Annotated in this window: 21 protein-coding genes; 8 read left to right on the top strand and 13 right to left on the bottom strand. The window is 72.6% G+C overall.

The window, feature by feature from the left end:
- Positions 1-207 precede the first annotated feature (207 nt).
- From IG78_RS0135405 to IG78_RS0135385, 5 genes are all read right to left on the bottom strand, one after another.
- A complete protein-coding gene (locus IG78_RS0135405; RefSeq protein ID WP_030571779.1) occupies positions 208-1,653 on the bottom strand; it encodes a peptidoglycan D,D-transpeptidase FtsI family protein in 1,446 nt (481 codons plus the stop codon).
- A gap of 90 nt (positions 1,654-1,743) precedes the next feature.
- Positions 1,744-2,415, bottom strand: coding sequence for a response regulator transcription factor (locus IG78_RS0135400; RefSeq protein WP_030571776.1), 672 nt, complete (start codon positions 2,413-2,415; stop codon positions 1,744-1,746).
- Between the two features lie 15 nt (positions 2,416-2,430).
- Entirely contained in the window at positions 2,431-3,786 is a 1,356-nt protein-coding gene (locus tag IG78_RS0135395; RefSeq protein WP_037686749.1) for a sensor histidine kinase, read from the bottom strand.
- Between the two features lie 188 nt (positions 3,787-3,974).
- A complete protein-coding gene (locus IG78_RS0135390) occupies positions 3,975-5,027 on the bottom strand; it encodes a hypothetical protein (protein ID WP_225882279.1) in 1,053 nt (350 codons plus the stop codon).
- 137 nt (positions 5,028-5,164) lie between these two features.
- Positions 5,165-5,938, bottom strand: a complete 774-nt coding sequence (locus IG78_RS0135385) for an IclR family transcriptional regulator (protein ID WP_030571767.1) — start codon at positions 5,936-5,938, stop codon at positions 5,165-5,167.
- A 209-nt stretch (positions 5,939-6,147) separates the two neighbouring features.
- Here IG78_RS0135385 and IG78_RS0135375 point away from each other — a divergent pair, with 209 nt between their 5' ends.
- Positions 6,148-7,758 carry an aldehyde dehydrogenase (NADP(+)) gene (locus tag IG78_RS0135375; RefSeq protein ID WP_037686736.1) on the top strand — a complete coding sequence of 537 codons (1,611 nt, stop codon included), beginning with the start codon at positions 6,148-6,150 and terminating at the stop codon, positions 7,756-7,758.
- A 4-nt stretch (positions 7,759-7,762) separates the two neighbouring features.
- Positions 7,763-8,395, top strand: coding sequence for a DUF1349 domain-containing protein (locus IG78_RS0135370; RefSeq protein WP_030571761.1), 633 nt, complete (start codon positions 7,763-7,765; stop codon positions 8,393-8,395).
- 70 nt (positions 8,396-8,465) lie between these two features.
- Here IG78_RS0135370 and IG78_RS0135365 read toward each other — a convergent pair whose 3' ends face one another.
- Positions 8,466-9,644, bottom strand: a complete 1,179-nt coding sequence (locus tag IG78_RS0135365; RefSeq protein WP_078965705.1) for a Gfo/Idh/MocA family protein — start codon at positions 9,642-9,644, stop codon at positions 8,466-8,468.
- Positions 9,645-9,706: 62 nt separating this feature from the next.
- Between IG78_RS0135365 and IG78_RS0135360 the strand changes: the two genes are divergently transcribed.
- The 3 genes from IG78_RS0135360 (at position 9,707) to IG78_RS0135350 (ending at position 12,208) form a co-directional block, all read left to right on the top strand.
- Positions 9,707-10,051: a winged helix-turn-helix transcriptional regulator gene (locus tag IG78_RS0135360; RefSeq protein ID WP_030571755.1), complete on the top strand. Its 345-nt coding sequence runs from the start codon at positions 9,707-9,709 to the stop codon at positions 10,049-10,051.
- 181 nt (positions 10,052-10,232) lie between these two features.
- Complete coding sequence (locus tag IG78_RS0135355; protein WP_030571752.1) at positions 10,233-10,985, top strand: DsbA family oxidoreductase; 753 nt, start codon at positions 10,233-10,235, stop codon at positions 10,983-10,985.
- 113 nt (positions 10,986-11,098) lie between these two features.
- Positions 11,099-12,208: an aminotransferase class V-fold PLP-dependent enzyme gene (locus IG78_RS0135350; protein WP_051853243.1), complete on the top strand. Its 1,110-nt coding sequence runs from the start codon at positions 11,099-11,101 to the stop codon at positions 12,206-12,208.
- Between the two features lie 235 nt (positions 12,209-12,443).
- Here the strand turns inward: IG78_RS0135350 and IG78_RS0135345 are convergent, their stop codons facing one another.
- On the bottom strand, positions 12,444-12,980 hold the full coding sequence (locus IG78_RS0135345; RefSeq protein ID WP_030571747.1) for a MarR family winged helix-turn-helix transcriptional regulator: 537 nt from the start codon (positions 12,978-12,980) through the stop codon (positions 12,444-12,446).
- A 198-nt stretch (positions 12,981-13,178) separates the two neighbouring features.
- On the opposite strand from IG78_RS0135345, the gene IG78_RS0135340 reads away from it, so the two are divergent.
- Positions 13,179-14,240, top strand: coding sequence for an alkene reductase (locus tag IG78_RS0135340; protein WP_030571744.1), 1,062 nt, complete (start codon positions 13,179-13,181; stop codon positions 14,238-14,240).
- Between the two features lie 70 nt (positions 14,241-14,310).
- Here IG78_RS0135340 and thpD read toward each other — a convergent pair whose 3' ends face one another.
- From thpD to IG78_RS0135315, 5 genes are all read right to left on the bottom strand, one after another.
- Complete coding sequence (gene thpD, locus IG78_RS0135335) at positions 14,311-15,210, bottom strand: ectoine hydroxylase (RefSeq protein WP_030571741.1); 900 nt, start codon at positions 15,208-15,210, stop codon at positions 14,311-14,313.
- Between the two features lie 65 nt (positions 15,211-15,275).
- Positions 15,276-15,680 (bottom strand): ectoine synthase, encoded by a 405-nt coding sequence (locus tag IG78_RS0135330; protein ID WP_030571738.1) that lies wholly within the window; start codon positions 15,678-15,680, stop codon positions 15,276-15,278.
- Positions 15,681-15,742: 62 nt separating this feature from the next.
- Positions 15,743-17,014 (bottom strand): diaminobutyrate--2-oxoglutarate transaminase, encoded by a 1,272-nt coding sequence (ectB, locus tag IG78_RS0135325; protein WP_030571735.1) that lies wholly within the window; start codon positions 17,012-17,014, stop codon positions 15,743-15,745.
- Between the two features lie 132 nt (positions 17,015-17,146).
- Entirely contained in the window at positions 17,147-17,704 is a 558-nt protein-coding gene (gene ectA / locus IG78_RS0135320) for a diaminobutyrate acetyltransferase (RefSeq protein ID WP_199813326.1), read from the bottom strand.
- A gap of 398 nt (positions 17,705-18,102) precedes the next feature.
- Positions 18,103-19,215: a pyridoxal-phosphate-dependent aminotransferase family protein gene (locus tag IG78_RS0135315; protein ID WP_030571729.1), complete on the bottom strand. Its 1,113-nt coding sequence runs from the start codon at positions 19,213-19,215 to the stop codon at positions 18,103-18,105.
- A 143-nt stretch (positions 19,216-19,358) separates the two neighbouring features.
- On the opposite strand from IG78_RS0135315, the gene IG78_RS0135310 reads away from it, so the two are divergent.
- Positions 19,359-20,450: an amidohydrolase family protein gene (locus IG78_RS0135310; RefSeq protein ID WP_030571725.1), complete on the top strand. Its 1,092-nt coding sequence runs from the start codon at positions 19,359-19,361 to the stop codon at positions 20,448-20,450.
- Positions 20,451-20,848: 398 nt separating this feature from the next.
- A complete protein-coding gene (locus IG78_RS0135305; RefSeq protein WP_225882278.1) occupies positions 20,849-21,787 on the top strand; it encodes an SCO1860 family LAETG-anchored protein in 939 nt (312 codons plus the stop codon).
- Positions 21,788-22,012: 225 nt separating this feature from the next.
- Here IG78_RS0135305 and cobC read toward each other — a convergent pair whose 3' ends face one another.
- A complete protein-coding gene (cobC, locus tag IG78_RS0135300) occupies positions 22,013-23,101 on the bottom strand; it encodes an Rv2231c family histidinol phosphate aminotransferase CobC (protein WP_078968726.1) in 1,089 nt (362 codons plus the stop codon).
- Positions 23,102-23,110 lie beyond the last annotated feature (9 nt).

Here is a 23,110-nt window from a genome sequence, read left to right as displayed (position 1 = left end):
GGGTGGCACAGGGCGCCGGAAACTGTTGGCGGGCTGGAAACGGGCGGGCGGGGGGGAGGGCTTTTCGCCGCGGTAGCGGCGGTGACGAGACGGCGGGGCGGCCGCCGAGGGACCGAGGGCGGCACAGGGCGCCAGAAGCCCACGCCGGGCTGGAAACGGGCGGGCGGGCGGGGAGGAACCCGGCGCGGTAGCGCCGGACCCCGCAAGCTAGCGCAAAGCGACCCGCATCATCGCCGAAGCAACAGGCGCCGCAAGCCCATTCCCGCTCACTTCGGACCGCGCCGCATCGGAAGACTCCACGATCACCGCGACAGCGACCTCCTTGCCGGACCCGCCCTTGGCGTAGGAAGTGAACCAGGCGTAGGGAGTCTGGGAGTTGTTCTCGCCGTGCTGGGCGGTACCGGTCTTGCCCCCCACCCGAGCCCCGCCGATCCGCGCATTGGCCCCCGTACCCTCCGCCACCACCGTCTCCATGGCCGACTGCAACCCCTCGGCGGTGGCGGCACCCACCACCCGCCGGGAGCCCCCGCCGTCGAAGTCGCGCAGCACGTTCCCGTCCGCGTCCGTGACCTTCGAGACCATGTGCGGCGCGGCCAGCTCCCCGCCGTTGGCGATCGCGGCGGACACCATGGCCATCTGCAGCGGCGTCGCCGTCACGTCGAACTGGCCGATGCCGGTCAGCGCGGTCTGCGCCTTGTCCATGCCCGAGGGGTAACCGCTCTTCGACGCGCGCACGGGCACGTCGAGCTTGTCGGCGTTGAAGCCGAACTTCTCCGCCTGCGCCTTCACCTTGTCCTGCCCGAGGTCGACGGCCATCTTGGCGAAGACGTTGTTGCAGGAGTACTGCAGGGCCGTGCGGATCGACGCGTCCTCGCAGGGCGCGGACGCGTTCTCGTTCTTGAGGACGGTCCGCGTCCCGGGCAGCGTGTACGGGTTCGGGCTCGTGGTCTTCTGGTCGACGGAGCCGTAGAGCCCGTCCTCCAGGGCGGCGGCGGCGACGACCAGCTTGAACGTGGAACCGGGCGGCAGCGGCTGACGCATCGCGCGGTTGACCATCGGCTTGTCCTCATCCGTGGTGAACGCCTGCCACGCCGCGGAATCGGTGGACCCGCTGATCTTCGACGGGTCGTACGACGGCGTGGACACCATGCCGAGGATCTTCCCGGTCTTCGGGTCGACGGCGACGGCCGCGCCCTTCTTGTCGCCGAGCGCCTCGTACGCGGCCTTCTGCACGGCCGGGTCGATGGTCGTCAGGACGTCACCGGGGTCGGCACGCTTGTTGGTCAGCGTGTCGAGCGGGCTCTTCAGCCGGTTGTCGGTGCCGTCGAGGAGGTCCTTGTAGATGCCCTCCAACTGTGTGGCGCCGTAGACCTGTGAGCTGTAGCCGGTGACGGCGGCGTACAGCGGCCCGTTCTTGTACGTGCGCTTGTACGCCAGGTCACCGCCCGCCGTCCGCTTCGAACCGGTGACGGCGTTCCCGCCCACGATGATGTCGCCCAGCGGATACGCGTACTGCTCGATAGCGTTGCGCCGGTTCAGCTTGTCGTCCGCGAGTGCCTTCGAGTCGTGGAACTGCACCCAGGTGGCCCGTACGAGAAGGGCGAGCACCAGGAGCAGCACGAAGACCGAGGTGTGCCTGATCGTCTTGTTCATCCCACAGGAGGACGAGCACCTCCCGGCATTCCGTTCCCCTCTTGCGCCGAAGTGTCCGTTTTCTCAGGAACTCCTCATGGATCCGGCACTTCATGAATTCCGCATGAATCCGGCCTCGTACGCCGCGATCACCGCCTGCGTACGGTCCCGCGCCCCCGTCTTCGCGAGGACCGCAGCGACATGCGTCTTCACCGTGGCAGGACCGACCTCCATCCGCCGGGCGATCTCCGCGTTGGTGAGACCCGCGGCCATCTGCCGCAGCACCTCGCTCTCACGTCCGGTGAGCCGCGCCACCCAGGGGGCCGTCGCGGTCTCGGCGCGCGCGTACTCGGCGGCGAGCGCCCGCACCGCCGCGGGGAAGAGCAGCGAGTCACTGCGCGCGACGAGCCGCACCGCCTGCACGAGCGCCTCGGCCTCGGCCCGCTTGAGCAGGAAGCCGGAGGCCCCGGCCCGCAGCGCCTCGTACACGTACGCGTCGTTCTCGAAGGTCGTGACGACGACGATGCGCGGCGGGTCGGCCATGCCCCGCAGGATCTGCTCGGTGGCGCGGATGCCGTCGATCTCCGGCATGCGTACGTCCATGAGCACCACGTCGGGGCGCAGCTCGCGCACGACGGACACGGCCTCCGCGCCGGTCGCCGCCTCGCCGACGATCTCCAGGTCGGGTTCGGCGGCGAGGATGGCGCGCAGCGCGGTAAGCACCATGCGCTCGTCGTCGGCGAGCACGATGCGCAGCGGAGCGGGGGAGTCGGTGCCGGTCATGGGGTGTCCTGCCTCTCAGGCGTGGGTATGGAGGGGCAGCCGCACGCGCAGCCTCCAGGTGCCGTACGGGTGGTGCGTGTCGTGCGAGCCGTCCGAGCCCTCCGGGTGGTGCGTGCGGTGCCTGTCGGGGAGGTCGTCGTGGGCGCCCGCCTCCGCCGTGCCGCCGAGGAGGCGGGCCCGGTCGGCGATGCCGCGCAGGCCGTGGCCGCCGCCGGGGCGGGTGGCGGGCGGCCGTGCCGTGTCCGGGAGCGGGTTCTCGGCGACGATCTCCAGGCCGGTGCCGTCGAGGCGGACGCACAGCGTGACCTCGGAGTCGGGGCCCGCGTGCTTGAGTACGTTGCTCAGGGCCTCCTGCACGATGCGGTAGCCCTCGCGGGAGACCATCGCGGGCAGCGCCGCCGCGCCCCCGGGCCCGCCGAGGTCGACGGTGGCGTCGACGCGCAGGCCGCCCGCGCGGGTGCGGCGAAGGAGCCCGTCCAGGTCGGCGTCGAGCGTGGGCGCGGGGGCCGCGTGGCCGTCGCGCCCGCGTTCACCGCCCTCACGCAGTACGCCGAGGACGGCGTCGAGCTCGCCGACCGTGCGGCGGGTGGTGTCCTCGATGGCGGCCAGGGCCTCGCGGACGAACTCCGGGTCCCGGTCCAGGAGTTTGCGGGCCGCGCTCGCTTGCAGTGTGACGGCGCTCAGGGCATGGCCCACCGAGTCGTGCAACTCCCTGGCCAGGCGGTTGCGGACCGCGAGGTCGGCGGCGCGCCGCTCGGCGTCGGCGAGCCGGTCGGCGGGCGTGGGCCCGAGCAGCGCGGGCGCCCACCGGGCGAGCAGTCCGCCCGCCCCCGCGGCGCACCCCGCGAGCGCGACCAGGGACACGGCGCCCACGACCGGCGCGAGCAGCGGCGTCCAGGCGTTGTGGAAGTGTTCGGGGAAGCCGATCCAGGAGTCGGCGAGGCCCACGGTCACGGGCAGCGCAAGCAGGAACAGGGCGAACGGCACCAGGGCCAGCGTCATCCCGCTGACGATCCCGCCGAAGCCGAGGTGCAGCGTGAACCAGGCCACGGTGCGACCGCGCGCGGCCCGCGACCGTGGCGGCCCGTCGGCGAGCGAGGCGTCCGGCACGTCGCACAGCGCCCGTACCGCCGCCACCGACATGGGCCGGGTCAGCGGGAACAGCGCGGTGACGGCGGCGAGCGGGAGCCCGAACGCGAAGGAGAGGAGCTGGGAGGCGAAGGAGCCGAGGATCACGCTGTCGCCGAGCAGCGGCCCGGCCAGGATCGAACCGACGAACACGTACGGCATGGAAACGGCGCCACCGAGGATCAGATGAACCCACCGCCGCCGCGCCCGCCGCCCGACAAGAACCCCCACGAACCGCCTCACGCCGCGCGTCGCGGGCCGTTCCTCGCCGGGCGTCGCGGACTGCCCCTCGCTGGGCGTCGCGGACCGCATCGCGCCGCGTGCCGTGGGCCGCCCCTCGCCGCGCGTCGCGGACCGTCGCAGGCCAGGCCTCGCGAACCGTCTCGCGCCCGGCGTCGCGGGCCGTTCCTCGCCAGGTGTCGCGGACCGTCTCACGACGGGCACCCATGCGCCCCGGCCGCACGCTCCTTGAGGAAGCGCACACCGATGGCGGCCACGAGCGTTCCGGTGATCATCTGCACAGCGTAGGCCAGGAGCAGCAGGGGCGTGGGCCGCTCGGCCACCCCCGTCGAGCTCGCGAACGACGTCGTGAACAGCCACGCGCCCCAGCACGCCACGGCCCCCGACCCGGCAGCGGCCAGCGCCAGCGGCACCTTCACCGGCAGTGCCCGCGGCCACCGGAACGCGAGCATCAGCGCACCGGCCGCGGCCGCCGTCAGGTAGCCGACTTCGAGGACCGACAGGACGGTGAAGTCGGCCGTGCGCTCCGCGGCCCGCGCCTCGTCGAGGCCGGACGACGATCCGGCCGCCCACAGCAGCCGCAGCCCCGCGGGGAACAGCGCGAGGACGGCCGCCACCACCGCGCACACTCGTGCCCCGCGCCCGCCGGACGGATCCCGCGGCAGGTCCCGCACCCGCCCCCGCCACACCTGCCCCCACCGGTCACGGGCGTACAGCGCGAACAGCAGCCCCAGACAGATGCCCTGCAGGATGAACCCGCCGTACACCACCCCGAAGACCCACTCGTCGAGGAACGGCTCACGCCCGGTGTCCTGCGCGCTGCGCGCCGATCCGCCGAGGGCCCGCACCGCGAGCTGCGCGGGGAACCCGGCCATGATCGGCAGGAGCAGCCCGGCGGCGGCCCACATGGGCGGGCCGAGCAGCCGGGCGGGGACGCGGCGCCCCCAGGGCCGGGTCAGCAGCAGTGCGAGGACGATGACGGCGCCGTCCATCAGGACGGTGAGGCTGTTGGCCGCAGCCATCAGACCGCGGTGCTCCAGGAGGGAACTGCCCTCGGGGATGCCGACGTGGCTTCCGGCGATCCAGGCGACCTTGAGGGAGAGGTACGGGAGGCAGGAGACGATGGCGACGGCACGCAGCAGCCGTCGCGGTCCGCCGAGGCGCCCGGGAGACCCGGGGAGCGGGCGTGTGGCGTTGCGCGCGGCGCGGCCTGCGGGCGGGGCGGGGACGTGTGCCTGGGTCATGCCTCCACGCTCGCGCGGCGCGGCCCCGCCCACCTCCTGCCTGCCGGTGAACCGCCTCCGCCGCGCGGGGGAGACGGTACCGGGACGTGACCGCACCGGGACGAGACCGCACCGGGGCGAGGCCGTACCGGGACGGGTCAGAGTCGACGAGTGGCCAGCGTCAGCCGGTCCCGCGCGTCGAACAGCGCGTCCTTGACCATCTGCTCGTGGGCGGGCGTGAGCCGCGCCACCGGCACCGAGCAACTGATGGCGTCGCGCGCGGGCGTGCGGTAGGGGATGGCCACGCCGAAGCAGCGCAGGCCCAGGGTGTTCTCCTCGCGGTCGATGGCGAAGCCCTGCTCGCGCACCGTGTGCAGCTCCTCGATGAGCTTCTCGCGGTCGGTGATGGTGTGCTCGGTCAGCGAGGGCAGGGTCTCCGGCAGCAGCTTGCGCACCTGCTCGTCGGTGTGGCTGGCGAGCAGCGCCTTGCCGAGCGACGTCGAGTGGGCGGGCAGCCGCCGTCCCACGCGGGTGAAGGGGCGCAGATAGTGCTGGGACTGACGGGTGGCGAGATACACCACGTTCGTCCCGTCGAGGCGGGCGAGGTGGATGGTCTCCGTGGTGTCGTCCGAGAGGCGGTCGAGGGTGGGGCGGGCCGCCGCGACGACCTCGTCGCCGTCGATGTACGACGTGCCGACGAGCAGCGCGCGCACCCCGATGCCGTACCGCGTCCCGGTCGCGTCCGTCTCGATCCAGCCCAGCTCGACGAGGGTGCGGAGCAGCATGTAGAGGCTGGACTTGGGGTACCCGACGGCCTCCTGGACGTCGGCGAGCGCGTGCATGCCGGGCCGGCCCGCGAAGAACTCCAGCAACTCCACCGTCCGCACCGCGGACTTGACCTGTGCGCCCCCGCCCGTCTCCCCAGCAGACATCGCCCTTGACCCCTCACGTCCGACGAGAAATAGTTCCACTGCCCCCGAAGATTCATCACCAGAGACAGCGTTCAGTATATCGAACGCCTCTCACGGGCGGCGGCAGATCAGGGCACACAGGCAAGTCGGACCAGCAGTCAGCAAGCCGGACCATCAGTCAGCAAGCCGGACCATCAGTCGGACGAGTCGGACCAGTGGAGGGACCCGCGGTGGCAGCAGCACCAGTCTGGAGTGTCGACCCCCGAACCGGAAAGCAGCGCGAGCAGGTCGGCGCGGAAGCCACCGTCCAGGACGTGGACCGGGCGGTCGGGGCCGCGCACTCCGCGCGTGCCGCGCTCGCGGACCGCACCGTCCGCGCGGCGTTCCTGCGCGGCGCAGCCGACCTCCTGGACGCCGCCAAGGACGACCTCGTGGCCGTGGCGGACGCGGAGACCGCCCTCGGCACCGCGCGGCTCACCGGCGAACTCGCCCGTACCTGCTACCAGTTGCGGGCCTTCGCGGACATCGTCGACGAGGGCGCGTTCCTCGGCGTCGTCATCGACCACCCCGATGACACGGCCACACCGCCCGTCCCCGACCTGCGCCGTTACAAGATCCCGCTCGGTGTCGTCGCCGTCTACGCCGCCTCCAACTTCCCCTTCGCCTTCTCCGTGCCCGGCGGTGACACCGCGAGCGCCCTGGCCGCGGGCTGCCCGGTCGTGGTCAAGGCGCACCCCGACCACCCCGCGACGTCCGAGCGCGTCGCCGCCGTGCTGCGCGCGGCGGCCGGGCGGCACGGGATCGCGGCGGACGTGGTCGGCCTGGTGCACGGCTTCGACGCGGGCGTGGAGCTCGTACGCCACCCGCTGGTCGCCGCGGCGGGCTTCACCGGTTCGGTACGGGGCGGCCGCGCCCTCTTCGACGCGGCGGCCGCACGCCCCGTACCGATCCCCTTCCACGGCGAACTCGGCTCCCTGAACCCGGTGGTCGTCACCGAGGCCGCGGCCGCCGAGCGCGGCGAGGAGATCGGCAGCGGACTCGCGGGCTCGATGACGCTCGGCGTCGGCCAGTTCTGTGTGAAGCCCGGCCTTGTCCTCGCACCCGTCGGCGCGGGCGGCGACCGTCTCCTGAAGGCCCTGACGGAGGCCGTCGGCGCCACCGGCGCCGGGGTGCTGCTCGACCACCGCATGCGGGACCACTTCGTCGCCGGGGTCGCCGAGCGCGCCCAACTGCCGGATGTGTCCGCCCCGGTGGAGCCGGGCGCGGGCGACGAGCACACGGTGACTGCGGGGTTCCTGACCGTCCCCGCCGCCAGGCTCGCCGCCGGGGGCGCCCACGACCTGCTCCTGGAGGAGTGCTTCGGGCCCGTCACCGTCGTCGCCCGGTACACGGACGACGCCGAGATCACGGCCGTGCTCTCCCGCCTCCCCGGAAACCTCACCGCGACCGTGCACCTGTCGGCCGCCGAGGCGGCAGGGACCGACAGGACCGACGGGGCCGACAGGACCGATGGGGCCAATGGGGCCGACGGGGCCAATGGGATCGGCGGTGCCGCCGGACACAGCAGGGGCACGCGGCTGCTCGCCGAACTGACCCCGCTGGCGGGGCGGGTCCTGGTCGACGGCTGGCCCACCGGTGTGGCGGTGGCCCCCGCCCAGCAGCACGGCGGCCCCTACCCGGCGACGACCAGCACCTCCACCTCCGTCGGCGGCACCGCGATCGAACGCTGGCTGCGCCCCGTCGTCTACCAGAACACCCCCGAGGCGCTGCTCCCGCCGGAGCTGCATGACGCCAATCCCCTCGGACTGCCCCGCCGCTACGACGGCCGCCTGGAACACTGACGGCATGAACGCCAAGCAGACCGGAAGCCTGACCCTGCCCGAACTCCCCTTCCCCCTGCGGTCGTACGGGCCCGAGGGGAACTGGTCGTACGACGACACCGAGGGCGTCCTCACCGGCTGGGCGGGACCCCGTCAGGACCGCTTCGTGCCGCCCACCGGCGAGGCCCTTGACCCGGCGTCGGACGCGCCCCGGCTGCTCGGCGCGCCGGAAGGTGACTTCCAGCTCATCGCACGCGTCACGGTCGGGTTCGCGGCCGCCTTCGACGCGGGCGTGCTCTATCTGCACGTGGGCGAGCGCGAGTGGGCCAAGCTGTGCTTCGAGCGCTCCCCGGACCGGCCAACGATCTGCACGGTCGTCACGCGCGGCCGCTCCGACGACGCCAACGCCTTCGTCGTGGACGGCTCGAGCGTCTGGCTGCGGATCAGCCGCACCGGTACGGCGTTCGCCTTCCACGCCTCGACGGACGGCGAGCGCTGGACGTTCGTGCGGATCTTCCAGCTCGGCGACGAGCAGGCTGCCGCCGCCGCGCTCGTCGGCTTCCTCGCGCAGTCCCCGCAGGGTGAGGGGTGCGTGGTGACGTTCGACGGGATCGAGTTCCGCCCGAACTGGCCGAAGGGCCTGCGCGACGGCTCGTGACCGGCAGACGTCGGGGCGCCCCGGCGCCGGACGTCCCGAGGTGGGGCGCCCCGTGCCGGACCGCCCCGCGTCACAGCGTCACGCGCGTGCCGGTAGCCGCGGCCCGCTCGACCGCGTCGAGCAGCCGCTGCCGCCGCGCGGCGTGCGCGAAGTCCGGGACGTCCCGCGTGCCCTCGCGCAGGTCGCGCAGGACGTGGGCGTACTGCACGCCGACGTTGTACGCGGCGGTGTCGCGCAGGTCGTCGAGCTCGGGCACGTCGAAGAGGCGCTCGGGGACCGGGAGTTCGGTGAGCCCGGTCGCCGAGCCGCGTCCGCCGCGTACGGTCAGCCGGGCCTGCTGGAGATGACCGTGGTCACCGGTGACGACGAGGTCGCCGTCGGTGCCGTTGATCTCCCAGTGGAAGTCGGTGCCCCGCGAGAGCCCGCCCCGGAAGTGCACGGAGGCGACGGCTCCGGACGCGAGCCTGCCGCTCACCGCGAGCTGGTCCTCGACGGTCATGGCGAGGGTGCGCCCGCCGCCCTCCTCCCGTACGAGCGGCCGCCGGGTCGCCGTCGTCGCCGACACCTCCGTGAACTCGCCGAGCACCATCGTGAGCGCGTCCACGGTGTGCCCGAACGGGATGGTGAGCATCGTGCCGCCGTTCCGCCGGTCGAGGAGATAGGCGCCCCCGGGCTCGAACGTGGGTCCCCAGCGGCGCCCGGACGCGATCAGGCTGGTGGCGAGGACCTCGCCCACATAGCCGTCGGCGACCAGGTCGCGCACGTGCCGCACCGCGGGCGCGGAGCGTGCCTGGAGCCCGGCGAAGGTCCGCACCCCGGCGCGTCCGGCGGCGGCCGCCAGCTCCTCGGCCTCGCCGAGGCCGTTGCCGAGCGGCCACTCCGACAGGACGTGCTTGCCCGCCGCGAGGGCCGCCAGGATCACCTCGCGGTGCAGGGGTACGCGGACGCTGACCACGACCAGGTCGACGGCCGGGTCGGCGGCGAGACCCGCGGCGCTGTGGTGGGCGCGGGCGACCCCGTACTTCTCGGCGGCCGCCCTGGCCGACTCCGGGGTGGAGGCGGCAAGGGCGCGCAGGTCGTAGCCGGGCAGGCGGGTGAGGGCCGGGAGGTGGGAGTGCGTGGCCCAACCCGAGCGGGCGGAGAGGCCGACGATGCCGGTACCGATGGTGCCGGTGCCGACGGTGCCGACGGTGCCGACGGTTCCGGCGCTGACGGTTCCGGTGCCGTGGGCGAGTGCGTTCTCGATCATGGCGAGAACGTAGGCCCCGAGGGCCGGTCACCCGCAAGGGCGGCAACTATATTCTGGAAACCATGACAGCTCAGCACGATATCTACGGCCTGCTGTGCCCCGGGCGGGAGGTGTTCGAGCTGCTCGCCAACAAGTGGACGGGCCTGGCGATCACCGCGCTCGCCGACGGACCGCGGCGCTTCGGGGAGCTGCGCGCGAAGCTGGAGGGGGTGAGCCCGAAGGTGCTCACGCAGACGCTGCGGCGGCTCGAGGAGTACGGGCTCGTACGGCGCACAGTCTTCGCGGAGGTCCCGCCCCGCGTCGAGTACGAGCTCACTCCCCTGGGCGAGGGGGCGCTGGAGCCCTTGGCCCACCTGCGCACATGGATCCGCACCAACACGCACCACTTCGGCTTGACCGGCCCGTGACGACCCGCAGACGCCATCCGGCCACGCGCGGCACAGGGAGCCGGAAGCCCGCGTCCGGCTGGAAACGGGCGGGGGGAGACCTTCCCCGGCGCGGAACGGCGGGGGAATGGATGACCTCAGGCACGGGTTGCACCAGGACGCGGAGGACGTCTCCGCTTCGTACGATCCGAGGAAGAAACAGATGCGCGTCGAGATCTGGAGCGACATCGCCTGCCCCTGGTGCTACGTGGGCAAGGCCCGCTTCGAGAAGGCCCTCGCGGCCTTCCCGCACCGCGACGCCGTGGAGGTGGTCCACCGCTCCTTCGAGCTGGACCCCGACCGCCCCAAGGGCGACACCGCCGCGGTGATCCCGATGCTGGCGCAGAAGTACGGCATGACCGAGGCACAGGCGAAGGACGCCGAGCGCCGCCTCGGCGACAACGCGGCGGCCGAGGGCCTCGCGTACCGCACCGAGGGCCGTGACCACGGCAACACCTTCGACATGCACCGCCTGCTGCACTTCGCGGCGGAGCGGGGCGGCAGGGAGCGGCAGGACGAGCTGATCGGCCTGCTCTACCGCGCCAACTTCGCCGAGGAGCGCTCGGTCTTCGACGACACCGAACGCCTGGTGGCCCTCGCCGCCGACGCGGGCCTGGACCCGGAGGCGGCCCGCGCGGTCCTTGACGACCCCACCGCGTACGCCGACGCCGTCCGCGCCGACGAGCGCGAGGCCGCGGAACTGGGGGCGAACGGCGTCCCGTTCTTCGTTCTCGACCGCAAGTACGGCGTCTCCGGCGCCCAGCCCGCCGAGGTCTTCACCCAGGCCCTGGAGCAGGCATGGGGAGCCCGGCCCCCGCTGACGGTCATCGGCGCGGACGGCCCTGAGAGCGCCGACGGCCCTGAGAGCGACGGCGCGGCCTGCGGCCCGGACGGCTGCGAGATCCCGCGCGCCTGACACCGCAGGGACGGGTGAAAGCCCTGTTCGGAGGCCATGCGTAAGCATCGCTGAGCAGTACGCCTCAGTCATGCGCAATGGACCCCGCCCGGTCGACGGGGCAGAGTGAGCCCATGGAGACCACCGGCCAGGGCCACGACAAGTCCGTCCCGACCCCTGAGGGCTTCACCGCCCTCGTACGCTCCGAGTTCGCCCCCCGAACCACCTACCTGAACAGCGCGAGCACCGGACTGCTGCCCGCCCGTGCCGTCAGCGCCATGCACCGCGCGGCCCTGTCCGTGGCGGCGGGCCGCCCCGAGAACATGTTCGCGGACGTGGAGGCGGCCCGGGCCTCCTTCGCGCGCCTGATGGGCGTGGCGCCGGAGCGGGTCGCGGCGGGCGCGTCGGTCGCCGTGTACTCGGGCCTGGTCGCCGCCTCCCTGCCCGCGGGCGCCGAAGTCCTCACCGCGGAGGGCGACTTCAGCTCGACGGTGAACCCCTTCCACATACGCGGCGACCTGAAGGTACGTACCGTGCCCCTTGAGCGGATCGCCGAGTCCGTGCGGCCGGGGACCACGCTGGTCGCGGTCAGCGCGGTGCAGTCGGCCGACGGCCGGGTCGTCGATCTGCCCGCGCTGCGCGCCGCGGTCCGCGCGCACGGCGCCCGTCTCTACCTGGACGCCTCACAGGGCGCCGGCTGGCTGGACCTCGCCGCTCACATGGCGGACGTGGACTATCTGGCGTCGGTCGCCTTCAAGTGGCTCACCTGCCCGCGCGGCGTCGCGTTCTTCGTCGTACCCGGAGAGCGGGAGGACTTCGGCGGTGTGCCCCCGCTGTTCGCGGGCTGGGTAGCGGGGGAGCGCCCCTGGGACAGTTGCTACGGCCCTGTCGCCGAACTCGCCCGCTCCGCGCGCCGGTTCGACGAGAGCCCGAGCCTGTTCGCGTACGCGGGCGCGCGGCACTCCCTCGACGTGATCGAGGAGCTGGGGGTGGCCGCGATCCGCGCCCACGACCTCGCGCTCGCGGACCGCTTCCGCGCCGGGCTCGCCGAGCTCGGCCACGAGCCGGTGCCCGCGCCGGGGTCGCCCATCGTGTCCGTGCCCGGCCTCGGCGGCTGGCAGCCGGAACTGAGCGCGTCCGGCATCGAGGTGTCTGACCGGGAGGGCAATCTGCGGGCCGCCTTCCATCTGTACAACACCGAGGCGGACGTGCGGCGCGCCCTGGACGCGCTGCGCACCGGCTGACCCAGCACCCGGCCGCCGCCGGGCATCCCCGCCACACTGCCGGGCATCCCCACCACGCCGCGGTGCGTCCCCACCACGCCGCCGGGCACCCTCACCACGCCGCGGTGCGTCCCCACCACGCCGCCGGGCACCCTCACCACGCCGCCGGGCACCCTCACCACGCCGCCGGGCACCCTCACCACGCGCCGTGCGCCCTCACCACGCGCCGTGCGCCCTCACCACGCGCCGTGCGCCCTCACCGCAGTGCCGCCCGGCGGGCCTCCTCCGGGCAGTCCGCCGTCTCCGTGCAGAGGTTGGCCTCGACGCGGGTGAGGAGGCGGGCGAGCTGGACGCGCTCGTCCGGGGTGAGGCCCGCGAGGGTCTGTTCCTCCAGCTCGCCCCAGGAGCGCTGGACCTCGGTGAGCAGGGCGCAGCTTGTCTCGGTGGACTCGACGAGTACCGCGCGCCGGTCCTCGGGGTCGGGGCGCCGTCGCACGTGGCCCGCCTGCTCAAGGCGCTGGAGCATCTTGGTGACCGTGGAAGGGTCGAGGTCGACCGCCTTGATCAGCTCCGACTGGCGCACCGGGCCCGTGTCCCACAGGTGCATCATCAGGAACTCCTGGCCGGGGTAGAGGCCGAGGCCCTTCAGGAGCTTGCCCGCCGCGATCCGGTGCAGCCTGGCGACACGGCTCACCAGCATCGAGACCGGGCCGTTCCGCGCTGCCAGGGGCAGCCGCGCACTACAGGCGGGGTCGTCCTGCGCGGCCCCCGCCGTGTTCGTCTCGGCCTTCATCCGGAACTCCTGCCCGCTCGGGTGGCGCGGCCCTGTCCGCCGCTGCCGTCGCCACCAGTGTCGTCCTGCAACTCCCACGAGATTAACTTGGTCGGCCAAGAAATGCGCTACAGTGACTCCCGGCTGGATTACTTGGCCGACCAATTGTATGGCCGTCCCCTCTTCCGGCGGCCCATCCTCATACGTCCTGGAGCCGTGATGACCACCGCGTTCGACCCGATCGACCTGTCAGGCCTCGCACTCCCCAACCGCATCGCCCTGGCGCCGATGACCCGCAGCCGGGCGGGTGCGGGCGGTGTGCCCACCGACCTCAGCGCCGAGTACTACGCCCAGCGCGCCGGTGCCGGGCTCGTGATCACCGAGGGCATTCAGCCCTCGCCGGTGGGCCAGGGCTACCCGGACACCCCGGGTCTGCACAGCGCCGAGCAGATCGCGGGCTGGCGCAAGGTGACCGACGCCGTGCACGCCGCGGGCGGCCGGATCTTCGCGCAGGTCATGCACACCGGCCGCGTCGGCCACCCCGTGCTGCTGCCCGAAGGCCTGGTCAACGTCGGCCCGTCCCCGGTCGCCGCGCAGGGTCAGGTGTACACGCACGAGGGACCGAAGGATTTCGTCACGCCCCGCGAGCTGACGGGTGACGAGGTGCGCGCCACCATCGGCGATTTCGTCACCGCCGCCCGCAACGCCGTCGACGCGGGCTTCGACGGTGTGGAGCTGCACGGCGCCAACGGCTACCTCATCCACCAGTTCCTCGCGCCTGGCTCCAACCGGCGCACCGACGAGTGGGGCGGCTCGCCGGAGAACCGCATCCGGTTCGCGGTGGAGGTCGTCAAGGCCGTCGCCGCCGAGATCGGGGCCGCGCGCACGGCCATCCGCCTCTCGCCCGGCAACCCCTTCAACGACATCGACGAGCCCGAGCCCGAGCAGACCTACCCGGCCCTGGTGCGCGAGCTCGACGCGCTCGGCCTCGCCTATCTGCACATCATGGAGGTGGGCCCGGTCCGCGACCTGGTCACCACCCTGCGCAAGAACTTCGAGGGCCCGTTCGTCCTCAACCCGCACACCGAGGGCCCCACCGGCCACGACGAACTCGCCCTGATCGAGGACGGCACCGCCGACATCCTCTCCTTCGGCGCCCTGTTCCTCGCCAACCCGGACCTGCCGGCCCGGCTGCGCACGCGTGGCCCGTACAACACCCCGGACCAGTCCACCTACTACGGCGGCGACGCCAAGGGCTACACGGACTACCCCGCGCTCTGACACCCCGGACGCACACACGCGCGGGCCCGGGACCTGACCAGGTCCCGGGCCCGCGCACGTCGGTGCCGCGTCACCGCACGGGGGTGAAGTCCCGCGCGCCGATGAACTCGGGGCGCCGGACCGGCGCCGCGAACGGCTCGACCGCCGTGTTCTCCACGCTGTTGAACACGAGGAAGACGTTCGAGCGCGGGTAGGGCGTGATGTTGTCCCCGGAGCCGTGCATGGCGTTGCAGTCGAACCACGTCGCCGAACCGGCCTCGCCCGTGAACAGGCGGATGCCGTGCTCGGACGCCAGCTTCGTGAGCGCCTCGTCCGACGGCGTGCCCGCGTCCTGCATCTGCAGCGACTTCTTGTAGTTGTCCTTCGGCGTCTCGCCCGCACAGCCGAGGAACGTCTTGTGCGAGCCGGGCATGATCATGAGCCCGCCGTTGGTGTCGTGGTTCTTGGTGAGCGCGATCGACACCGAGACGGTCCGCATGTTCGCGAGGCCGTCCTCCGCGTGCCAGGTCTCGAAGTCCGAGTGCCAGTAGAAGCCGGAGGCCCCGAAGCCGGGCTTCACATTGATACGGGACTGGTGGACGTACACGTCCGAGCCGAGGATCTGCCGGGCGCGGCCGACGACGCGCGGGTCGGCGGCGAGGCGCGCGAAGACCTCGCTGATCTTGTGCACCTCGAAGATCGACCGGATTTCCTGGGAGCGCGGCTCGACGATGGAGCGCTCGTCCGCACGCATCGCCGGGTCGTTGATCAGGCGCTCCAGCTCCGCGTGGTAGCCGGTCACCTCGTCCGGCGTGATGAGCTGCTCGATCGCCAGGAATCCGTCGCGTTCGAACCCCGCGAGTTCGTCGGCCGACGCCGGACCCGGTGTACCCGGCTCGGACCACACGACGGGGTCCTTGCGCTCGATGAGCACCTCCTCGGTGCCTCGGGTCGGGTACAGGTCGGCGGTGCGTTCGGGTGCGGTGGTCATGGTGGTGCCTGCCTCTCCTCTCGTACGGCCCTGGTGCGGGATGTCTGTGTGTGGGGGGTGCGGGTCTACTCGGCGTCCGGCTCGGTGAGCAGCGGGTAGACGCCGTTCTCGTCGTGGTCCTCACGGCCGGTCACCGGCGGGTTGAAGACGCACAGGCAGTGGAAGTCCTCCTTCACCCGCAGGGTGTGCTTCTCGTGCCCGTTCAGCAGGTACATGGTGCCGGGGGTGATGACGTGGGTCTCACCGTTGGTGTGGTCGGTGAGCTCCGCCTCGCCCTTGGTGCACACCACGGCCTCGATGTGGTTCGCGTACCACATGGAGGTCTCCGTACCCGCGTACAGGATGGTCTCGTGCAGCGAGAAGCCGACGCGCTCCTTGGCGAGCACGATGCGCTTGCTCTCCCAGGTGCCCGACGCGGCCTTGACGTGCCGGTCGGTGCCTTCAATGTCCTTGAACGAACGGACGATCACAGTGGGTGCTTCCTGTTCTGTGCTGGGTCTGTACGGTACGAGGGTCTCCGCGCGGCGCGCGGTCAGGCGGTCTCGCGGACCGCGCGGGCGAGCGTGCGCAGGCCCTCGTCGAGCTCGTCGGCCGTGATGGTCAGGGCCGGGAGCAGCTTGACGACCTCGCTCTCGGGGCCGGAGGTCTCGATGAGCAGGCCGAGCTCGAAGGCCCGCTTGGCGACGGCTCCCGCGCGCGCCTTGTCGCGGAACTCGATGCCCCACACCAGTCCGCGGCCGCGGTACTCGACGGTGGCCTCGGGGTGCTCGTCACGGATGGCGACGAGGGCCTGCTCGATCTGCTCGCCGCGGGCCCGGGTCTGCTTCTCCATGGCCGAGCCGTCGGCCCAGTACGTCTCCAGGGTCGCGGCGGCCGTCACGAACGCCGGGTTGTTGCCGCGGAACGTGCCGTTGTGCTCGCCGGGCTCCCACACGTCGAGCTCGGGCTTGAAGAGCGTGAGGGCCATGGGCATGCCGTAGCCGCTGATGGACTTCGAAACGGTGACGATGTCCGGTGTGATGCCCGCCTCCTCGAAGGAGAAGAAGGGGCCGGTGCGGCCGCAGCCCATCTGGATGTCGTCGACGATGAGCAGCATGTCCCAGCGCTTGCAGACGTCGGCGAGCTGCCGCAGCCACTCGGCGCGCGCGACGTTGATGCCGCCCTCGCCCTGCACCGTCTCCACGATCACGGCGGCGGGCTGATTCAGGCCGGACCCCGAGTCCTCCAGGAGGCGCTCGAACCAGATGAAGTCGGGGGTGCGGCCGTCCAGGTAGTTGTCGAACGGCATCGGCGTGCCGTGCACGAGCGGGATGCCGGCGCCCGCGCGCTTGAAGGCGTTGCCGGTCACGGCGAGCGAGCCGAGCGACATGCCGTGGAAGGCGTTGGTGAACGACACGATCGACTCGCGGCCCTTGACCTTGCGGGCCAGCTTCAGCGCGGACTCCACCGCGTTGGTGCCCGTCGGGCCCGGGAACATGACCTTGTACGGCAGGTCGCGCGGGCGCAGGATCAGGTTCTGGAAGGACTCCAGGAAGGCGCGCTTGGCCGTCGTCGACATGTCGAGGCCGTGGGTGACGCCGTCCCGCTCGATGTAGTCGATCAGGGCGCGTTTGAGGACCGGGTTGTTGTGGCCGTAGTTGAGCGAGCCGGCCCCCGCGAAGAAGTCGAGGTACTCATGACCGTCCTCGTCGAACATGCGGCTGCCCTGCGCGCGGTCGAAGACGGTGGGCCAACCGCGGCAGTAGCTGCGCACCTCCGACTCCAGGGTCTCGAAGACGCTCAGGTCGGGCTGGGTGATGGTCACAGCGAATCTCCTGGGAGATGGAATGTCGTGAGGGGTTTGAGTGGACGTGAGTCGCGCCACGGCTGATGACGGTGTGTCAGGACCGGGCCGCGGCAGCCGACCGGGGCGTCGTCGGCGCCCCGTCAGGCGAGGTCAGAAGGACAGCGGGGCGATGTCGTAGAGGACTTCGGGCTCGTGCCCGCCGTCGTCACCGGGAAACAGGGCCGCGTCGAACAGCACGGTCCGCTGGACGCCTGCCTCGTGCCGCTCGGCGAACGACAGGAACAGCCGCTCGGAGGCGGTGTTGCCCGGTGTGATGGTGGTCTCCAGGGCATCGAGGCCGCGGTCCGCGGCCACCTTCGCGGCAAGCCCGTCGAGCAGCGCACCGGCGAGGCCCCGGCCACGGTGTGCGTGGTCGACGGCCGCCTGCCAGACCACCAGGGTGCGCGGCTTGTCGGGGCGGATGTAACCGGTGATGAAGCCGGCGGGCGCGCCGTCGGCGTCCCTGGCCACCACGGATGTCGCCGCGAAGTCGCGGCACCACAGCAGGTAGCTGTACGACGAGTTGAGGTCGAGGACCTTCGAGTCGCGGGCGATCCGCCAGATCGCGGCGCCGTCGGCGACGCCCGGGGTGTCGAGTCGCAGCCCCTCGGGCATTCCAAGGAATTTCGCTTGCAGGTCGGTCGGTAGATCGGCTTGTGCAGCGGTCATGCGGATTGAATTTACCGAGCAATTTCTGGGATTGCATCGGGGGAAGGGGTTACGCCAGGCACTGTTGTCTGTTATCACGCATGCGCGTACGCCCGCATGAAAGGCAGGTACTTGATGGTGATTTGTCCAGTTTATTTCCGGCATTACGGGCGCTCTGTGGAGTACGTCACAGAGCCGCAATGCCGACGGATGTGACCGAATTGCGGCCTTTGGCTCTTACAAAACCTTAGTGTTTAGCCTTCCCGAAAGCGGGCAGAAGAATATGGGAAGCTGTTCGCATAAAGAATTCATTAAAGCGCGCGTGTGAATTCGCGCGTGAATTGCCGTGGAGGTTTGCGTGGCCGCGCACCACCGCCGCAGGAGGCGGCAGCACGCGGCCGTCCTGTCCTCGTACGTACCTACGCCCAGGCCGCCGTCACCGCACGCCGGGCCGCCTCCAGATCGACCGCGTGTCCCGTCCCGCCCGTCAGCTCGCCCAGCGCGGCGCCGAGGGCCGCCAGACAGTTGTGCACCACGCCGCGCGTGGCGTCCGGACCGTAGTGGTTGACGCGGATCATCTCCTTGGCCAGCGCGCCGCCGCCCGCGACCAGCGGCAGGACCGGGTCGGCAGCGAGCGCCCGGGCGACGAGAGCGGAGGCGTCGACCTCCTGCGGGACGCGCAGCGTCGTGGCGACGGGTGCGGCGTCCGACGCCTCGTACACATACGGCTCGATGCCGCCGCCGAGCGCCACCGCGCCCGCGCGCGTCGCCGTGGCGGCCGTGGCGTGCCGCCGCATGAGCGCGTCGAGGCCCTCCGCCTCGATGCGCTCCACGCACGCCTCGAGCGCCAGCATCTCCAGTTGTGCGGGCGCGTGCAGGAGCGCCTTGCGGCCGCCGTCGATCCACCGCTCCTTCCAGTCCAGGAGCGACAGGTAAGAGCGGCGCGGAGCCTGCGGGTTGGCGGCGAGCCGCTGCCAGGCGCGCTCGCTCACCGACACCGCGGAGACGCCCGCGGGCCCGCCCATGGCCTTCTGCGCGCCGATCACGCACAGGTCCACGCCCCAAGCGTCCGGGAGCAGCGGCTCGGCGGCCACCGACGCCACGGCGTCGAGCATGAACAGGGCGCCGTGCGCCCGCACGACCTCCCCGATCTCCGCGACGGGGTTGGTGTTGCCGGTGGCCGCCTCCGCGTGCACGAGCGACACGAAGTCGATCTCCGGGTTGCTGGCCAAGGCCGCCTCGACCTGCGCGGCGGTCACCGCGGTGTGGAACGGCACGGCGAGGTCGACGACCGTGGCGCCGCAGTCCCGCAGCCAGTTGCCGAAGGTCTGCCCGTACGGTCCCGTGATCACGTTCAGGGCGGTGGTGCCGGGCCGAGCGGCGCCGCGGATGCAGCCTTCGAGCGGCAGCAGCGCCTCGCCCTGCATGATCACGACGTCCTGCTCGGTGTCCAGGAGCCGGGCCACCCGGTCCTCGATGGCGGCGAAGTGCGCGGCGCCGAGCGGCGCCAGGTCAAGGAAGGGGTGGGTCACGCTGCTGCTCGCTTCGGTGAGGGGGCCTGTACGGCGGGTCGGTGCGGTGGCCGCGGGCTTGGGCCCTGGCCGTTCGCCGTCGAGCGTACCGACCGCCCAAGTCAGCCCTCTCGCCCGCCACGGTCCTGTCTAAGCTGCTGCCCATGAGCGATCGCGCGGTGCTGCACGTGCAGGGGCGGGTACTCGTCGGGCCCGAGGACGTACGGGACGAGCTGTGGGTGGTCGGCGGGCGGGTGACCTACCAGCGCCCCGCTGCCGCCGCGGACACCCTCACGGTCCGGGGCTGGGCACTGCCCGGCCTGGTCGACGCGCACTGCCACGTGGGCCTCGACGCGCACGGCCCGGTCCCGCCGGAGGAGGCCGAGAAGCAGGCGCTCACCGACCGCGACGCGGGCGCGCTGCTCCTTCGAGACGCGGGCTCGCCGTCCGACACCCGCTGGATCGACGACCGCGAGGACCTCCCGAAGATCATCCGCGCGGGGCGGCACATCGCCCGCACCCGCCGCTACATCCGCAACTACGCCCACGAGATCGAGCCGGACGACCTCGTCGCGTACGTCGCCCGAGAGGCCCGGCGCGGCGACGGCTGGGTCAAGCTCGTCGGCGACTGGATCGACCGCGAAGCGGGCGACCTCACCGCGTGCTGGCCGCGCGGCGCCGTCGAGGCGGCCATCGCCGAGGCCCACCGGCTCGGCGCCAGGGTCACCGCCCACTGCTTCGCCGAGGACTCGCTGCGCGACCTCGTCGAGGCGGGCATCGACTGTATCGAGCACGCCACCGGCCTCACCGAGGACACCATCCCGCTGTTCGCCGAGCGCGGCGTCGCGATCGTCCCGACGCTCGTCAACATCGCCACCTTCCCGCAGCTCGCCGCCGGCGGCGAGACGAAGTTCCCCCAGTGGTCCGCCCACATGCGCCGCCTGCACGCCCGCAGGTACGACACCGTCCGCGCCGCCTACGACGCCGGCGTCCCCGTGTACGCGGGCACCGACGCGGGCGGCTCCCTCGCCCACGGCCTGATCGCCGGCGAGGTCGCCGAACTCACCAAGGCGGGCATCCCCACCGTCGACGCGCTGTCCGCCGCCGTGTGGTCGGCCCGCACCTGGCTCGGCCGCCCCGGCCTGGTGGAGGGCGCACCGGCGGACCTCGTCGTGTACGGGGAGGATCCGCGGGCCGATGTACGGGTGTTGGGGGCGCCGGAGGCTGTGGTGGTGAATGGGTGGGTGGTGGGCTGAGAGGTCACCCCTGGTTGCGGTGAAGGGGCGGGGCTGGGGGGAGCCTCCGGCAGGACACCCGGCAACCCCCTCCCTGTTGACAAGGAGTTACCCGCAGCGCTCGGGCTCGTTATAACCGCCTCGCGGCCCCCGGGCGTCAACGCGACGAACCCGCAAGTCACCGGCACGGACGGGACCCGAGGGAACGCCCGTGCCGCCAGATTCGAATGCATCGACGGAAACCTCTCCTTGGAGTGAACTCACGCCAGGTTGCCGCCCGTTCACTCTCAGTGCGTAAAGATTCCCGGAGTCGGGACGCCGCAAGACGCGCCCCGGCATCCGCGGTGCCCCGCGCACGCGATGTCCCCGTGTGGCGTGCGCGGTCGGCACTTCCGTGACTCATGTGAGGTCCCACCACCTTGACCAGCAACGCCTTCCGCAGACTGCCCACCTGCCGCATCGGCGCGATCGCCGCCGCAACGGTCGTCGCCATGGGCTCCGCGGCGCTCGCCTCCGCGGGCACCGCCCACGCCACCGACGACGACCGCGGCGGCCGCGCGAGCGCCGTCGTGCTCCGCACCGGCCTCAACGTGTCCCTGCTCAACAAGACGGTGAACCTTCCGCTGAACACCGCGCTCAACGACGTGGCCGCGCCCGCGAACGCCACGAGGACCACGCTCACCGCGAAGCTCGACGGAGTCGAAGGCGGCCGCCCCTTCCACGTGCTGCGCGCGGACGTGGCCACCGCGCGGGCCACGGTGAAGGGCGGCACGGCGGAGGGGTACAGCAACCTCGTGCGCGCCAAGGTGCACCTGCCCGGGCTGCCGACGCTGCCCCTCGTCGCGGTGGACCAGGTGACGTCCAAGGCCGTGTGCGTGTCGGGCAAGCGGCCCGTGGCCGAGTCGGAACTGCTCGGCGGTGTGACCGTGCTCGGCAAGCGGGTCGCGCTGAAGGCCGCGGGCTCGACTCAGGTCGCCGTGCCCGGCGTCGGCGAGGTGCGGCTCGACCTGTCGTCGACGCGGACCACGTCCCGTACGGCGGCGGCGGTCGCCCTGCGGCTCAAGGTGTCCGTGGACCCGCTGAAGCTCGGGGTCGCGGCGGTGGAGGGGACCGTGACGCTGGCCGGGGCCGATTGCACCGTGCCCGGGCCCGGCGCCAAGCCGCTGCCGCGGCCGCAGAAGCAGGAGCCCGTCCCGCAGGGCAAGGCGGCGGAGCCGGTCGTCGCCGAGAAGGAGGCCCCCGACGACAACCTCGCCGAGACCGGCGGCAGTTCCGCCACCCCGTACGTGGCCGGAGGTGCCGTGGCTCTCCTCCTTGCCGGAGGGGGCGCTCTGGCCTACACCCGCCGCCGACGCTGACCGGCCCCCCCGGGCCGGGGCACCGTATCCCCGGCCCGGGGCAGGGGTGTCCCCCTCCGCCAGGCATAACGGCACCGGAAGCCGGGCTGTGCCCACCCGTTCCGCCCCTGGCGGACCAGTTGCCCACAGCAGGAGGGGGCACATCTCCCCTGTAAGCAGCGGGGCCGCCCACAGGGCGGAACGGGTGGGCACAGCCCACCGCCTACGGTGTGATGACGTGAGGGCTCAGGACGGGGGGTGCAAAGCCGCCCGCAGGGCGGTGAGGAAGGTGTCCGTGGTGGGGCGGTCGCGGACCGCGACGCGTACCCACTCAGGCCCCAGGCCAGGAAACGTGTCGCCGCGCCGCACAGCGAACCCCCGCTCCCGCAACCGCTCCCGCACCCCGAGCGCCCCGTCCACCCGCACCAGCACGAACGGCCCCTCCGCGGGCCCCGTCACCGTCACCCCGGGCACCTCGCCGAGCCCCGCCACCAGATGACTCCGCTCGGCGGCGACCCGGTGCGCCACATGCCCCGCCTCCGCGAGCGCGCGCGGCCCCACACACGCCTCCGCCGCGGCGAGGGCGGGCGACGACACCGGCCACAGCGGCTGGGCGCGGGCGAGTTCGGCGACGATGTCCGGGTCCGCCAGGACATAGCCGATGCGCAGCCCGGCGAGGCCCCACGTCTTCGTCAGGCTCCGCAGCACCACGAGCCCGGGCACGTCTACGCGCCCCGCGAGGGCCTCCCGCTCACCGGGGACCGCGTCCATGAACGCCTCGTCCACCACCAGGATTCGCCCGGGACGGGCGATCCTGACCAGGTCCGCCGCCGGGTGCAGGACCGACGTGGGGTTCGTCGGGTTGCCGACGACGACCAGGTCGGCGTCCGCGGGCACGGCGTCCGGATCGAGCCGGAAACCGTCATCGGCCCGCAACAGCACCCGCCCCACCCGGTGCCCGGCGGCACGCAGCGCGACCTCCGGCTCGGTGAACTGCGGATGCACGACCACCGGCCGCCGCACCCGCAGCGCCCGCGCGAGCAGCACGAACGCCTCCGCGGCCCCCGCCGTCAGGAGCACCCGCTCCGACGGAACCCCGTGCCGCGCCGCCACCGCCGCCCGCGCGGCCCGCCCGTCCGGATAGGCGGCGAGCCCGTCGAGCGACTCCGCGACACACTGCTTCAGCCACGCGGGCGGCGTACCCGCACGGACGTTGACAGCGAGGTCGACGAGCCCGTCCCCGCCGCGTACCTCGGCGTCCCCGTGATGCCGCAGATCGACCTCGGCCCCGGCCGGGACCTCGGCCTCCGGCTCCGCGTCAGTGGAAGTGCCCATGGCTGCCGC

It is taken from the genome of Streptomyces aureocirculatus (assembly GCF_000720475.1).
Classification (GTDB): domain Bacteria; phylum Actinomycetota; class Actinomycetes; order Streptomycetales; family Streptomycetaceae; genus Streptomyces; species Streptomyces aureocirculatus.
The sequence above is the reverse complement of the archived record's forward strand: the minus strand, read 5'-3'. Positions and strand labels throughout refer to the sequence as shown.